This is a genomic window from Streptomyces sp. 2114.4, assembly GCF_900187385.1.
In the GTDB taxonomy this organism is placed as follows: Bacteria; Actinomycetota; Actinomycetes; order Streptomycetales; family Streptomycetaceae; genus Streptomyces; species Streptomyces mooreae.
This window is the reverse complement of record NZ_FYEY01000001.1, coordinates 6,407,404-6,420,375: the sequence shown is the minus strand read 5'-3', so window position 1 is coordinate 6,420,375 and position 12,972 is coordinate 6,407,404. Positions and strand designations below refer to the sequence as shown.

The 12,972-nt window shown below is 69.9% G+C and carries 12 protein-coding genes; 8 read left to right on the top strand and 4 right to left on the bottom strand.

Annotation, left to right across the window (positions count from 1 at the left end; translation table 11 throughout):
- The first annotated feature begins 50 nt into the window (after positions 1–50).
- From CFW40_RS28230 to CFW40_RS36760, 3 genes are all read left to right on the top strand, one after another.
- Positions 51–1,070, top strand: coding sequence for a teichoic acid biosynthesis protein C (locus tag CFW40_RS28230; protein WP_143034532.1), 1,020 nt, complete (start codon positions 51–53; stop codon positions 1,068–1,070).
- Positions 1,071–1,221: 151 nt separating this feature from the next.
- The gene (locus CFW40_RS28225; protein WP_088800652.1) at positions 1,222–2,124 is read left to right on the top strand and encodes an XRE family transcriptional regulator; all 903 of its coding nucleotides are present in this window, start codon (positions 1,222–1,224) and stop codon (positions 2,122–2,124) included.
- Between the two features lie 483 nt (positions 2,125–2,607).
- The gene (locus CFW40_RS36760; protein WP_143034533.1) at positions 2,608–3,057 is read left to right on the top strand and encodes a hypothetical protein; all 450 of its coding nucleotides are present in this window, start codon (positions 2,608–2,610) and stop codon (positions 3,055–3,057) included.
- 445 nt (positions 3,058–3,502) lie between these two features.
- Here CFW40_RS36760 and CFW40_RS28220 read toward each other — a convergent pair whose 3' ends face one another.
- Both CFW40_RS28220 and CFW40_RS28215 read right to left on the bottom strand, forming a co-directional pair.
- Positions 3,503–4,156: a hypothetical protein gene (locus CFW40_RS28220; RefSeq protein WP_088800651.1), complete on the bottom strand. Its 654-nt coding sequence runs from the start codon at positions 4,154–4,156 to the stop codon at positions 3,503–3,505.
- Positions 4,153–4,563 (bottom strand): hypothetical protein, encoded by a 411-nt coding sequence (locus tag CFW40_RS28215; protein ID WP_256331250.1) that lies wholly within the window; start codon positions 4,561–4,563, stop codon positions 4,153–4,155. Before CFW40_RS28215 ends, CFW40_RS28220 begins: the two co-directional genes overlap by 4 nt.
- On the opposite strand from CFW40_RS28215, the gene CFW40_RS28210 reads away from it, so the two are divergent.
- The 3 genes from CFW40_RS28210 (at position 4,522) to CFW40_RS28200 (ending at position 6,795) form a co-directional block, all read left to right on the top strand.
- Positions 4,522–5,007 carry an NUDIX hydrolase gene (locus CFW40_RS28210; protein WP_256331251.1) on the top strand — a complete coding sequence of 162 codons (486 nt, stop codon included), beginning with the start codon at positions 4,522–4,524 and terminating at the stop codon, positions 5,005–5,007. The two genes, CFW40_RS28215 and CFW40_RS28210, sit on opposite strands and share 42 nt — an antisense overlap.
- A 75-nt stretch (positions 5,008–5,082) precedes the next feature.
- Entirely contained in the window at positions 5,083–5,337 is a 255-nt protein-coding gene (locus CFW40_RS28205; RefSeq protein WP_088800650.1) for a hypothetical protein, read from the top strand.
- A gap of 372 nt (positions 5,338–5,709) precedes the next feature.
- Positions 5,710–6,795, top strand: coding sequence for a DUF2637 domain-containing protein (locus tag CFW40_RS28200; RefSeq protein WP_088800649.1), 1,086 nt, complete (start codon positions 5,710–5,712; stop codon positions 6,793–6,795).
- Between the two features lie 40 nt (positions 6,796–6,835).
- Here the strand turns inward: CFW40_RS28200 and CFW40_RS28195 are convergent, their stop codons facing one another.
- Positions 6,836–7,201 carry an ATP-binding protein gene (locus tag CFW40_RS28195; RefSeq protein ID WP_371127068.1) on the bottom strand — a complete coding sequence of 122 codons (366 nt, stop codon included), beginning with the start codon at positions 7,199–7,201 and terminating at the stop codon, positions 6,836–6,838.
- Positions 7,202–7,608: 407 nt separating this feature from the next.
- Here CFW40_RS28195 and CFW40_RS28190 point away from each other — a divergent pair, with 407 nt between their 5' ends.
- Together CFW40_RS28190 and CFW40_RS28185 are read left to right on the top strand one after the other, a co-directional pair.
- A complete protein-coding gene (locus tag CFW40_RS28190; protein ID WP_088800648.1) occupies positions 7,609–10,794 on the top strand; it encodes a glycoside hydrolase family 38 C-terminal domain-containing protein in 3,186 nt (1,061 codons plus the stop codon).
- A gap of 98 nt (positions 10,795–10,892) precedes the next feature.
- Positions 10,893–11,111 (top strand): hypothetical protein, encoded by a 219-nt coding sequence (locus tag CFW40_RS28185; protein ID WP_143034534.1) that lies wholly within the window; start codon positions 10,893–10,895, stop codon positions 11,109–11,111.
- A gap of 34 nt (positions 11,112–11,145) precedes the next feature.
- Here the strand turns inward: CFW40_RS28185 and CFW40_RS28180 are convergent, their stop codons facing one another.
- Positions 11,146–12,888, bottom strand: a complete 1,743-nt coding sequence (locus tag CFW40_RS28180) for a pyruvate dehydrogenase (RefSeq protein WP_088800646.1) — start codon at positions 12,886–12,888, stop codon at positions 11,146–11,148.
- Between the last annotated feature and the right edge of the window lie 84 nt (positions 12,889–12,972).

Below are 12,972 nucleotides of genomic sequence, written 5' to 3'. Positions count from 1 at the left end.
CCCGTTCAAGGGGGCGGGCGGGCAGCCGGTCCGAACTCTTGGAGCGCGTGATGGTCACAGAGACAGCTGTGCAGGGGCCGGGACCGGGACGCAGGGCCGTGTGCCGCCTCGCGCTGAGCGCGGCGGCCGCTGCCGTGGTACCGGCGCGGCGGGCGCTGGCGGCACCGGCGCCGAGCGGGAAGCCGCCCGCCCTGTCCGCGGCGGGCCGGCCGTTCCTCGCCGGGCGGCTGCGACACGCCACGGTGCTGCAGTCCTTCGCCGTCGACGAACGGAAAGGGCACCTCTACGCCCTGCAGGTGGTGGCGGGCGGGGTACGGCTGGCGGGCGAGGCAACGGCACCTTCCCACGCGCAACGCGTCGGCAACGGTGATCTGTGCCTGAACCGGCTCACCCTGGACGGCTCCCCGGCCGGGCACATGTACCTGAAGGGCTTCGGGCACGGAGGCTCGATCGGGCTGGAGGACTCCGCGGACGGCGTCACGCTGTGGACGGAGTGGGATGCCAACCCGGCGTCCGGCTACGGGCGGGGGGTGTGCTGCTTCCGTTTCACGGACGGGCAGGTGCTGGAACGTGACAGCGGCGGACTCGGCACCTGCCACCCCGTCCCCGGCTCCACCAGCAATGCCCCCGCCCTCGATGTGACGCACCGGCAACTCCTGCTGCGGTACAAGAGGGAGGGCATACCGAGGTTCGCCCTGTACGACCTGGACCGGTTCCGGGCCGGCTGGTTCCTCCCGCTGACCGACTTCGCCCAGCCGGGCGCCGGCCTCGCACTGCCCTTCCAGGGCATGGCCGTCCACGGCGCTTACGCCTACCAGCTCCTCGGCAGCGCGTACGGAACGGGCAACCCGGCGTCCTCCGGCGGCAACACCCGGCTGTACCGCATCGATCTGCGGACCGGACGTGTGGTGTGGCAGCAGCGGGAGCGGACGGCCCCGGGACTGTCGCCCCGCGAGCCGGAGGGCCTGGCCGTACTGCGGGACGGGGGCACACCGCGGCTGTGCCTGGGGTTCACCGAAGGCCCGGCGGGCGGCCGCGGTTTCCGTCTGTACGACAAAGCGCTCAGCTGACATATCCCGTTCGGTGCGCGCGGGGTGTCATCGGCCACCAGGGGTGGGTACACATTCCGCCATCCGGGAGGAAACAGACCCCCGGCTCCCCGGCCGGGACCGCTGAGGCGACCCTCCCGGCCCGGAGGCAGGTGGTGAGGGGAGGCGCACGGTGTCCCGCTGGCGGCCGCTGCCCGACACGCTCGATGCTGACGCGCACCGCTTGGCGACAGAGTTGCGCGCCCTCAAGGAACGGACCGGTCTGAGCCTGGACGGGCTGGCCAGGAAGACCCCGTACAGCAAGTCCGCCTGGCACCGCTATCTCAACGGCGAGAAGCTGCCACCGCGCAGCGCGGTCGAGGCGCTGGGCCAGGTGGCGGGCGCGGATCAGGAACAGTTGCTCGCCGTGTACGACGCCGCGTACCGCGCCCGGACGGCCCCCGTGGCCACACCGCCGTCCGCGGCGCCCGCGGCTCCCCTCCCGGAGGAACGCACCGGCCGCACGGCGGAACCCGCCGGGTGGGCCCGGACGTTCCTGCACAGCGCCGGGGTGCTGCGGACCGTCGGGGCGCTGGTGGCGCTGATGGCGCTGGTGGCGACCATGGGAGCGGCGGCAGCGATCGTGGAGCTTCCCGCACGGGCCGCACGGACGGACGGCGATGCCTCCCCCGCGTGCCACGGCCACCGATGCCAGGGCCGCTATCCGTGGCGGCCCGGCTGCAATCGCGACGCGCGCGCGGAGAGCACCATCGTGGACACCACCTACACCGTGCGCCTCCGGTTCAGCCCCTCGTGCGGAACCGTCTGGTCGGAGGTGCAGCCACGCTCCGGCGGCGCACAGAAGGTATCGATCTGGGTCGGCCGCGACGCCCGCCTCACCTCCCACCCCCACGGCCGCGAGGGGCTTGCCGTCAGCCCCATGCTGGCCACCTCGGACCTGCGACAGGCCGTGGCCTGCGCAAAGGTGACGGACCGCGTGGCCTGCACCGGCGCCATCGAGCTGACGAGCCCGGCCCGCTCCCGTGATCCCGATGACTTTCCCGGGCCCAAGTTCCTGGAAAGGGTCATGCGTTGATGCGAGCGGGTGAAAGTCACTTCTTCGAGGGGGGCCGCGCAGCAAGGCAAGCCACCTTCCTCGCCCCGTAGGCGTCCTCTTGTTCCGAATGGCTCGGTTGTGGCTGTGGTTTCCGCCAAGATGTCGCGGAAATTGCGTATTCGAGCCAAAGGGCTCCCAGAATGAGGGTGACGGATATACCGGAGTGTTGACGCAACACCGCAGGTCAGGAACCTCTCTCCCCCACGATGGTCAGCAAACGTCAGCATCAGTCTTGAGGGGACGGAGATTGGCGATCACGGCGTCACAGCCGTCCTGGACTGGCCCGTTCACAGGTCACTGAGCCCGCCCTGCCGCGCTGGAAGAGCGCGGGGTCGACACCGTACTCACCGTCGCCTGCTGGGCCGAAGCAGGCACCAGCGCCGGGAAGTTCCGCACAGAGGCCTCAGCCGTGAAAAAATATGACGGTGACCATGACCATGATTACAGAACCTGGGGGATGAAATGGGCGAATGGCTCCCTGTGGTCTATCGCGGCGATGAAGCATGGATCGGAATCATGCCTGATGGCAGGATCGGGGTAGGCGTTGAACTGGAGGGACGGGCAACTCTGGAAGATTCCAGGTTCGTTCCCCTGTGGCCGCTCCTGGAGCGGCACTTCTCGAAGTGTCTTGATGAGCTTTCCCAGGAATGGGACACTCTCGGGAAGGGCGGCGTATCAACTCCTGAGAAATTAATGGAGTTGACGGTCGAATCAGCATGGAATTCCGGTCGACCCTATTGGATGCGACTTGCCGCGCTATGGGCGATCGAGATGACCCATAGCGAGAATTTCGACCCCGGCTTCGTCCGTGAAATCCTTAACGAGATGAGGCGCTCTGAGATTGTGGAGTCAGAAGTTCGCAATAGAATGCAACAAACAACCTCGATCTTCCCGCCCGCTGACGGCGAGTGACTCCGCGCACGTGGGGTGATCCGCCCCGGGCATGAGCTGGACAAAAGGGCCGGCGTGCCCCCCACCGACGTGGGGCATGGCCGGAGAGCTGTGGCGTCCACGGCTTGATCGTGGGCTCGTTGGGGTGGGACGTGGAGTCCGTGTGCTCGGCCTGCGGGCAGGCGACGGCCGCTTGCGGCCAGAACCTCCCTGCCCGGCTGCGGAAGCGCCTGGTCGCCGGCCAGGGGCCGGCAACATTGCCGTTTGGGCTCCGCACAGCGGCGGGTCGTCGCCGTCGTCTCGGGTCGACTTGTCGTGGGCAGGGCTGTCAAGGGCGTTGCTGAGGGTGTTGATGGCGTCTCGCTGGAGGCGGAGTCGGACGTGTAATGGTGACGTCGGGTATGGGAACTGTCTGAATGCCTGCCTCGCTGATCGCCGCCACCGGGCCGTTCGCAGTGGCTGGAGCTCATGAGTTCCACTGGTCGCAGTACTCGATGTGGATCTCGCGGGCGTCGCCGAGGATGCCGTCGTTCGAGTGCAGCTCTGTGCAGAAGTGCGGGTAGCTGGGGTGGACCGGGGTGTAGCCCGGTCCCTTGCGGGCGACATCGAGGAAGTGCCGCGCGGTCTCTCGGAACACCTTCGTGCTGCCGGTCATGAACAGTGTCTCGGCATGAAGGTGCTGGTGAAAAAGGTCGCGGTTCTCCCGGTAGTGACGTGCCGCGTAGTCGGTCACCGCAACATCGTCATGTTCTGCTTCGGGCAAGCTCACGGTCTGGGGACGGCCGGGGCCGAGGCGGCCTCGCACCTGCTTCCAGTGTGAGGGGGCGAACTGCAGCGAATGGTGCAGGAGCACGAGGTCGAGCTGGACGCCGACGTCGTCCGGCACCTCCCGGGCCGGCGGGTGGTTGGCTCGCATGGGCAGGTGGATCAGCGAGCGTGGCGAGCGTGCTGCGAGCATCCACAGTCCGGCGATGCTTCGGGCGGCGTCTTGGTCGAGGTAGGCGTCCAGGTGCCGGTCGTGGTCGATGAGAACGGCACGGGTCAACGGCTGGGCAGGCCGGATGACTCTGAACTCATCGGCTCCCAAGCGGGCCCGGTGTACTACGACGGGCAGCTTCATGGCTTCTCCGTTGCGGTGCGGCGGCTGACTTCGTTGGCGTAGTTGGTCCAGTCGCCGGCGGAGAGTCGTTGCCAGGCGACGGCGACGTCGGTGTGGATGCCCAAAGTGCGGGCGAGGATCGCGGCGGGTATCTCGGTGGCGAGTTGGAAGAGCGCGGTGCTGCGAGCTTGGTTGGGACGGATCCCGAGCTGGTTCAGGCGATGAGTCAGTTGTGTGGTGCTGATCGGGCGTCCGGGCTGGCCGCCGGGGAACAGCCATGGTGAGGGGGCCAGGGCGCCGATGGTCGCGTGGCCCTTGCGGTTCGCCGCGACGACGCGGGCCGGCTGGGCGACAGGCTCGGGCAGTTGGACGGGTGCATCGCCGAGGTGGAGATCGACATCCTCGTGTACGCGGCCGTCTTCCTCCACGAGGCGTACCCCCGGCTGAACGAACTCCTCACCGAACGCGCCGCCGAAGGCTGCACCGTCCGCATCGCGATCGGGGAAGCCGACAGCGACAACGTCCAAGCCCGCGGCGGCGGCATGGACCTCACCGACTCCCTGCCCGGCACCGCCGTCCGAGAGGTCAAGGAAGAGACCGGCCTCGACGTCGAGATCACCGGCCTGGTCGGCACCTACACCGACCCGAAACACATCATGGCCTATACCGACGGCGAGGTCCGCCGCCAGTTCAACGTCTGCTTCACCGCCCGCATCACCGGCGGTCAGCTGGAGATCTCCGACGAGTCCACCGAGCTCGGGTTCGTGCCGCCGGAAGAGATCCAGCAGTTGCCGATGCATCACACTCAACGGCTCAGGCTCCAGCACTTCCTGGAACACCGCGAGAAGCCGTACCTGGGCTGGACCGCCTGACGGCAGTAGCTGACGGCAACAACCCCGCACCACCACGGACATCTGCGCACTTCACCGGATCAGCAAGTCGACGAGATGGCGACGAAAGTGCAGTCGTCGGGTTACACGGAGACGCATTTCCCAGATCAGCCGGTCAAGCTCTTTTTTCAGGCCACCAGATCTCGGGTCTTGGTGACCGCCAAGATCGGCGAAGAAGTCAAGAGGGCAAATGATTCGTCGGCGGATCTTCTGGAAGCCGTCAAAGCGGCTGGAATGACCTTCTTCAGGAAGATGTCCGAGCTTGCCCCGGCCAATTCGCATTCCGAGGCGCAGCAGGAGTTGTCAGTTTGACCGAACCAGGGGCCCCGCCGGGAATGCTTGAATCCGGCGGGGCTTCTGGGGCTCTTGACGGCAGTGGTTGACGGCGATGTCAGCGGACGGGTGCGGCACGGAAGGGCGATTCGTCACCTTCATCGGGCCGGTTGACGGCCTCGGCGGGGCTACGAGGGAGTGGCCGAGGCGGCCCCTCGCCGCCCGATCCCCCGCGCCGCACACCAGAGGCGATCACACTCGAACTCAACTGCTAATCAGTGAAAGCCAGTTCGACGCAAGATGGCTTCGTTGCACCTCTTGGCGTTGTCTTATTCCGAATGCCTCGGTTACGGCGACGGCGTCCGCCAGGATGTCGCGGAAATCGCGTATTCGAGCCAAAGGGATCCCAGAATGAGAATGACGGACATACCGCTGGATTGGCTGGTTCCCGGAGTCTTGCTGCTCGTCGGGGTGCCGGTGGCCGCGGCGCTGGTGGTGCGGGGCAGGCGGGCGGCTTCACGGTCCGCCGGTGAGGACTCCTGGGAGCGGAGCGAGGAGCGCCGGCGCCGCAAGGAGACGGTCTTCGCCTCGGCCTCGTATCTGCTGCTGTTCTGTTGTGCGGCGGTCGCCGCCGCACTGTCCTTCCACGGTTTGGTCGGCTTCGGTGTGCAGAACCTCAACCTCTCCGGGGGCTGGGAGTACCTGGTGCCGTTCGGGCTCGACGGCGCGGCGATGTTCTGTTCCGTGCTCGCCGTGCGGGAGGCCAGCCACGGTGATGCGGCGCTCGGTTCGCGGATGCTGGTGTGGACGTTCGCGGGCGCGGCGGCGTGGTTCAACTGGGTGCATGCGCCGCGCGGTCTGGACCACGCGGGTGCCCCGCAGTTCTTCGCCGGGATGTCGCTGTCGGCGGCGGTCCTCTTCGACCGGGCGCTCAAGCAGACCCGCCGGGCGGCGCTGCGCGAGCAGGGTCTGGTGCCCCGTCCGCTGCCGCAGATCCGGATCGTCCGCTGGCTGCGTGCTCCCCGTGAGACCTTCGGGGCCTGGTCGCTGATGCTGCTGGAGGGCGTACGGACGCTGGACGAGGCGGTCGAGGAGGTCCGCGAGGACCGGCGCGAGAAGGAGCAGCACCGTCTGCGCAGGCGCGAACAGGGCAAGCTCGACCGGGCACGCATCAAGGCCATCAACCGGCAGCACCGCAGCTGGGGCCGTGGTGGCGGGCGGCAGCTGCCGGTGGCGCAGGCGGCGACGGGCTCCGCGGAGGTGGCCGGGCCGGAACCCGCTATAACCGGCGACGCGGAGCCGCCGGTCACCGGGGAGCTTCCGGTGCGCGCCCGTCCGGCCCTCAAGGCCGTGTCCGGCGCTGAGGCCGAGGGAGCCGCGGCCTCGGACGGGCCCCGGCGGACCGTGGATCTCACCGCCGAGGACGACACCCAGACCATTCCCCGTCTGGACTCCCTGGAGGAGAAACTGGCCGAGATCGAGCGGCAATTCGGCTGACCGGTGGCGGACCGTGCGGGCCGGCACTCCCGCCCATGGGTCAGGCCGGTCCGCCGCCCAGCTCGAACCACACGCTCTTGCCGAGGCTTTCGGTGCGTATGCCCCAGGCGTCGGCTAAGGAGCGCACCAGCATCAGGCCCCTGCCGGAGGTGCCGTCGGTGGTCGGGGTGCGCGGCTCGGGACGGCCGGGAACAAAGTCCCGCACCTCCACCCGCAGCCGGTCGCCGACCTCGGCCGTGACGACGGCGCCGCCCTCCGCATGCACCAGGGCGTTGGTGACCAGCTCGCTGGTGAGCAGGGTCGCGACCTCCGTGAGCTCGCCGTCCCCCGGCGCCGACCAGCGGCTGAGCAGTTGACGCAGCTCCCGCCGCACCTCGCCGACCGCTTTCAGATCCGCATGCCGCACCTTCCGCTCCAGTACACCCGGCGCTCGTGCGGCGATTCGCCCCTTCCGGCTCCCCTCAGCCGATTCCTGCTGTCTGTCCCGCTCTTCGCGTCGCACAGGCTGACGCATCTTCTCCCCCGCCCCCAACGAACATCGGCGCTCTGCCTCGAACAGCCTCACGGTCAGCATGCCCATCGGATCTGCCGCCATGCTTCCACCCGCCGGGGCGCCGGGAGCACGCCCCCGCGCGCCGGGTGGGCCGAGCGGCGCCCAGTGGGTATGCCTGACCCGAGCCTGCCGTGGAACCCGCGGCAGGGACCCGGACGACCGGAACACTCCCCCGGCACCGGCAACGGCAACCGCCGGAGCCCCGCCGGCCCCCGCCCGCGCCCCGGCGGCGTCGGGGAGTACGACCGTGAGGAGCCGCTGTGCACGACGACCGACTGCTGGTGGAGGGGCGTCTGGAGAGGGCGCTGGGGCAGTTCATCCGGCCCGCGCAGTACGCGGCGCGAGTACCGCTGCGGCTCGACGTCTGGCATGTGCCGCGCAGCGTCGTCGACGGCCCGGGAGAGGAGGCGAGCGCGCGGGGAACCGTGCCGGTGGGCGACGCGCTGCACGCCCCGTACGAGCCCTTCGCGGTTGGCGAGGCCTGGGGGCCGCCGTGGTCCACGAGCTGGTTCCGGCTGACGGGTGAGGTGCCCGGGGAGTGGGCGGGACGACGCGTGGAGGCCGTTATCGACCCCGGCTTCAGCGGTGACGGGCCCGGGTTCCAGGCGGAGGGGCTGGTCTACGACGCCGAGGGTGTACCCGTCAAAGGCATCCATCCGCGCAACCGGCATGTCCCCGTCGGCGCGCCGGTCAGCGGCGGTGAGCAGGTGCGGCTGCTGCTGGAGGCCGCCGCGAATCCGGCGGTGCTGCGGGATTTTTGCCCCACCGACCTCGGCGATGTACGCACCGCGCCCGGCTGTCCGCTGTACCGCTTCGCCTCGGCGGATCTCGCGGTGCTCGACGAGACCGTCTGGCAGCTGGTCCTGGACATCGAGGTGCTGGCGGAGCTGATGCACGAGCTGCCCGCCGACGGTTCGCGCCGGCACGAGATCCTGCGGGCGCTGGAGGACATGCTGGACGCACTCGATCTGCACGATGTCGGCGGCACCGCGGGGGCGGGACGGGCCGCGCTGGCGGACGTCCTCGGCCGGCCGGCCGCCGCGAGCGCCCATCGCGTCTCGGCCGCCGGACATGCGCATATCGACTCCGCCTGGCTGTGGCCGCTGCGCGAGACCGTCCGCAAGGCGTCCCGCACCTTCGCCAACGTCACCCAGCTGGCCGGGGAGTACCCGGAGCTGGTGTTCGCCTGCTCCCAGGCGCAGCAGTACGCCTGGGTCAAGGAGCACCAGCCGCACATCTGGGAGCGCATCAAGGAGGCCGTACGGAAGGGGAACTGGGCTCCGGTCGGCTCGATGTGGGTGGAGTCCGACGCCAATATGCCCGGCGGTGAGGCGCTGGCCCGGCAGTTGGTGCACGGGAAGCGCTTCTTCCTGGAGGAGCTGGGGGTCGAGACCGAGGAGGTCTGGCTGCCCGACTCCTTCGGCTACAGCGCCGCATTCCCGCAGCTGGCGCGGCTGGCGGGGGCGAAGTGGTTCCTGACCCAGAAGCTGTCGTGGAACCAGAGCGACAAGATGCCGCACCACACCTTCTGGTGGGAGGGCATCGACGGCACCCGGATCTTCACCCACTTCCCGCCGGTGGACACCTACAACTCCCGGCTGGCCGCCGGTGAACTCGCCCATGCCGAACGCAACTTCGCGGACAAGGGGCGCGCCACCCGCTCCCTGGTGCCCTTCGGCTGGGGTGACGGCGGTGGCGGCCCGACCCGCGAGATGCTGGAGCGGGCCCGCCGGCTGCGCTCCCTGGAGGGCTCCCCGCGCGTCGGGATCGAGCCGCCGGCCCGGTTCTTCGAGTCCGCCCATGCGGAGTACGGAGCGGCGGCACCGGTCTGGTCGGGCGAGCTGTACCTCCAGTTCCACCGCGGTACGTACACCTCGCAGGCGAAGACCAAACAGGGCAACCGGCGCAGTGAACACCTGCTGCGCGAGGCGGAGTTGTGGGCCGCGACGGCGGCCGTGCGGGCGGAGGACGGTGGCTACGCCTACCCGTACGACGCCCTCGACCGCCTCTGGGAGACCGTGCTGCTGCACCAGTTCCACGACATCCTCCCGGGGTCGTCCATCGCCTGGGTGCATCGCGAGGCGCGTGACACCTATGCGGCGGTCGCGGCCGAACTCACCGGGATCATCGAGTCGGCGCTGGCGGCACTCGGGGCGACCGAGGCGCCCGGGGCGGCCGGGGTGCCGACGGTGTTCAATGCCTCGCCCTACGAGCGGGACGAGATCGTCACGCTGCCGGGGGCGGGGCCGGAGCGCGATCCGGGGGCGGGCGGGCCCACCGAGGTGGCGGTGCATGTCCCCGCGCTCGGCTCGGCGGCCGTCCGCCCGGCCGGCCCGGACTCCGCGACTCCGCCGCCCGCGCCCGTACAGGCCGACCACGACGCGGACGGCACCGTCACGCTCGCCAACGGGCTGCTGCGGGTGGTCGTCGACGCCGACGGCCTGCTGGCGTCCGTACGCGATCTGCACGCCGGGCGGGAGGTGCTGGCGCCGGGTGCCCGGGGCAATCTGCTGCAACTGCACCCCGACCACCCCAACAAGTACGACGCCTGGGACCTCGACCGGCACTACCGCAACCGGCACACCGATCTGACCGACGCCGAGTCGGTCGAGCTGACCGCGGCCGGGCCGCTGTCCTCGACGGTGCGGGTGACCAGGGCGTTCGGCGCGTCCCGGATCGTCCAGGAGCTGACCCTGCGGGCGGGCTCACGCCGCCTCGACATCCGCACCGACATCGACTGGCACGAGTCGGAGAAGGTTCTCAAGGCCGCCTTCCCCCTGGATGTGCACGCCGAGCGGTCCACCTCCGAGGTGCAGTTCGGGCACGTACACCGCCCCACCCACACCAACACCAGCTGGGATGCGGCCCGGTTCGAGATCTGCGCGCACCGCTGGCTGCGGGTCGCCGAGCCGGGCTACGGCATCGCGCTGCTCAATGACTCGACGTACGGCCACGACGTCACCCGCACCCCGCACCCGGAGGGCCTGGGCACGACCGTCCGGCTCACCCTGCTGCGCGCGCCGCACAGCCCCGACCCCGAGACCGACCAGGGCACCCACCGCTTCACCTACGCGCTGCTGCCCGGCGCCGGGACCGGTGAGGCGGTCGCCGAGGGGCTGGCGCTCAATCTGCCACTGCGGACCGCCGTCGCGCCGCCCGTCCCCCCGCTGGTCCGCGTCGACCGCCCGGCCCTCACCGTCGAGTCGGTCAAGCTCGCCGAGGACCGCAGCGGTGATGTGGTGGTGCGGCTGTACGAGTCGCACGGCGGACGCGCCGTCGGCACGCTCTCCCCCGGCTTCCCGGTCGCGCGGGTCACCGTCACGGACCTGTTGGAGCGGCCGCTGCACGAGGAGGAAGCAGGGCCGACCTCGGAGGTGAGGGTGGAGCTGCGTCCGTTCCAGATCCTGACGCTCCGGCTGAGGCCACAGCACCCGCCAGGGGCCTGAACCGGCCGCGGCACCCGCCCGGGTCAGCCGGGGTTTCCTCTATTCTCGACCGGTCAACGGTGCGTTCGGGTGAGGGATTCAGGGGGCGGGGAATGAAATTGTCCTGGTCATTGGCGTGGATACGGCACGCCGACAACTTCGGGTACAGCCATGGCGTCCTGCCAGGAACGATCGGGACGACCGCCGTTCTCCTCACGGCGGTCGTCCTGGGCTTCGCACTCCACCGCGTCGGCCGCATCCGGCGCCTCCGCTTCGCGGCACCCGCCGCGGCGATCACCTTCTTCACCGCCGGGGTGCTCTGGCTCGCGGGCAGGTGAGGCGCCCCCTGCGCCGGACCAGGGGAGACACCCCCTAAATCCTGGGAATGTTCCGCAAGTTGGAGCGGGCCATCTGCAGCATCCGGCCGACGCCGCCGTCCAGCACCATCTTGCCGGCCGACAGGGCGAAGCCGGACACCATCTCGGCGCTGATCTTCGGCGGGATGGAGAGAGCATTGGGGTCGGTGACGATGTCGACCAGCGCCGGCCCCTTGTGCTTGAAGGCCTCGCGCAGTGCGCTGCGCAGCTGCTTGGGCTTCTCCACCCGGATGCCGTGGGCCCCGGCCGCGCGGGCGAGGGCCGCGAAGTCCGGGTTGCGGTAACCCGTGCCGTACGACGGCAGCCCGGAGACCAGCATCTCCAGCTCCACCATGCCCAGCGAGGAGTTGTTGAAGAGCACCACCTTCACCGGCAGGTCGTACTGGACCAGGGTGAGGAAGTCGCCCATCAGCATGGTGAACCCGCCGTCGCCCGACATCGAGACGACCTGGCGCCCGCGGTCGAGGAACTGGGCGCCGATCGCCTGCGGCAGCGCATTGGCCATCGAGCCGTGGCTGAACGAACCGATCACCCGGCGGCGGCCGTTGGGGGTGAGGTAGCGGGCCGCCCAGACATTGCACATGCCGGTGTCGACCGTGAAGACCGCGTCGGCCGCGGCCTCCTCGTCCAGGACCGAGGCGACGTACTCGGGGTGGATCGGCAGGTGTTTCTCGACCTTGCGGGTGTACGCCTTGACCACGCCCTCCAGCGCGTCGGCGTGTTTCTTGAGCATCCGGTCCAGGAACCGGCGGTCCGTCTTCGGCCGCACCTTGGGCATCAGACCGCGCAGTGTCTCGCGCACATCGCCCCAGACGGCCAGGTCGAGTGTGGAGCGGCGGCCCAGGTGTTCGGGGCGGACATCGACCTGCACGATCGTGACGTCGTCGGGCAGGAACGCCTCGTACGGGAAGTCCGTGCCGAGCAGGATCAGCAGGTCGCACTCATGGGTGGCCTCGTAGGCCGCGCCGTAGCCGAGCAGTCCGCTCATGCCGACGTCGAAGGGGTTGTCGTACTGAATCCATTCCTTACCGCGCAGCGCGTGGCCCACCGGGGCCTTCACCCGCTCGGCGAATTCCATGACCTCGGCGTGGGCTCCCGCCGTACCGCTGCCGCAGAACAGCGTGACCTTGCCGGCCTCGTTGACCATCCGGGCCAGCTTGTCGGTCTCGGCGTCGCCGGGGCGGACGGACGGGCGCGCGGTGACCAGGGCGTGTTCGATGGTGCGCTCGGGGGCCTGCTCGGCGGCGACATCGCCGGGGAGGGAGACGACCGCGACCCCGCTCCGCCCGATGGCGTGCTGGATGGCGGTCTGCAGCACCCGCGGCATCTGCCGGGTGCTGGAGATCAGTTCGCTGTAGTGGCTGCACTCCGCGAACAGCCGGTCGGGGTGGGTCTCCTGGAAGAAGCTGGTGCCGATCTCGCTGGAGGGGATGTGGGAGGCCAGCGCGAGGACCGGGGCCATGGAGCGGTGGGCGTCGTACAGACCGTTGATCAGGTGCAGGTTGCCTGGGCCGCAGGAGCCGGCGCAGGCCGCGAGGGAGCCGGTGAGCTGTGCTTCCGCCCCGGCGGCGAAGGCGGCGACCTCTTCGTGACGGACCTGGATCCAGTCGATCGCGGAGTTCCGCCGGATGGCGTCCACCACCGGGTTGAGGCTGTCGCCGACGACACCGTAGAGCCGCTGCACTCCGGCCCGCACGAGGATGTCCACGAACTGCTCGGCCACGGTTTGCTTCGCCATGTCGTGCTCGCTCCTTCGGCGGTGGGCGTTGCCCCCGCTGGCGTGGTGGGGGCTGCTCTCCCATGAACCCATGGGGCGCCGCGG

Coding starts and splice junctions, on each gene's coding strand:
- CFW40_RS28230 (WP_143034532.1), top strand. CDS start 51: ATGGTCACAGAGACAGCTGTGCAGGGGCCGGGACCGGGACGCAGGGCC.
- CFW40_RS36760 (WP_143034533.1), top strand. CDS start 2,608: ATGGGCGAATGGCTCCCTGTGGTCTATCGCGGCGATGAAGCATGGATC.
- CFW40_RS28220 (WP_088800651.1), bottom strand. CDS start 4,156: ATGAAGCTGCCCGTCGTAGTACACCGGGCCCGCTTGGGAGCCGATGAG.
- CFW40_RS28205 (WP_088800650.1), top strand. CDS start 5,083: ATGGCGACGAAAGTGCAGTCGTCGGGTTACACGGAGACGCATTTCCCA.
- CFW40_RS28200 (WP_088800649.1), top strand. CDS start 5,710: ATGAGAATGACGGACATACCGCTGGATTGGCTGGTTCCCGGAGTCTTG.
- CFW40_RS28180 (WP_088800646.1), bottom strand. CDS start 12,888: ATGGCGAAGCAAACCGTGGCCGAGCAGTTCGTGGACATCCTCGTGCGG.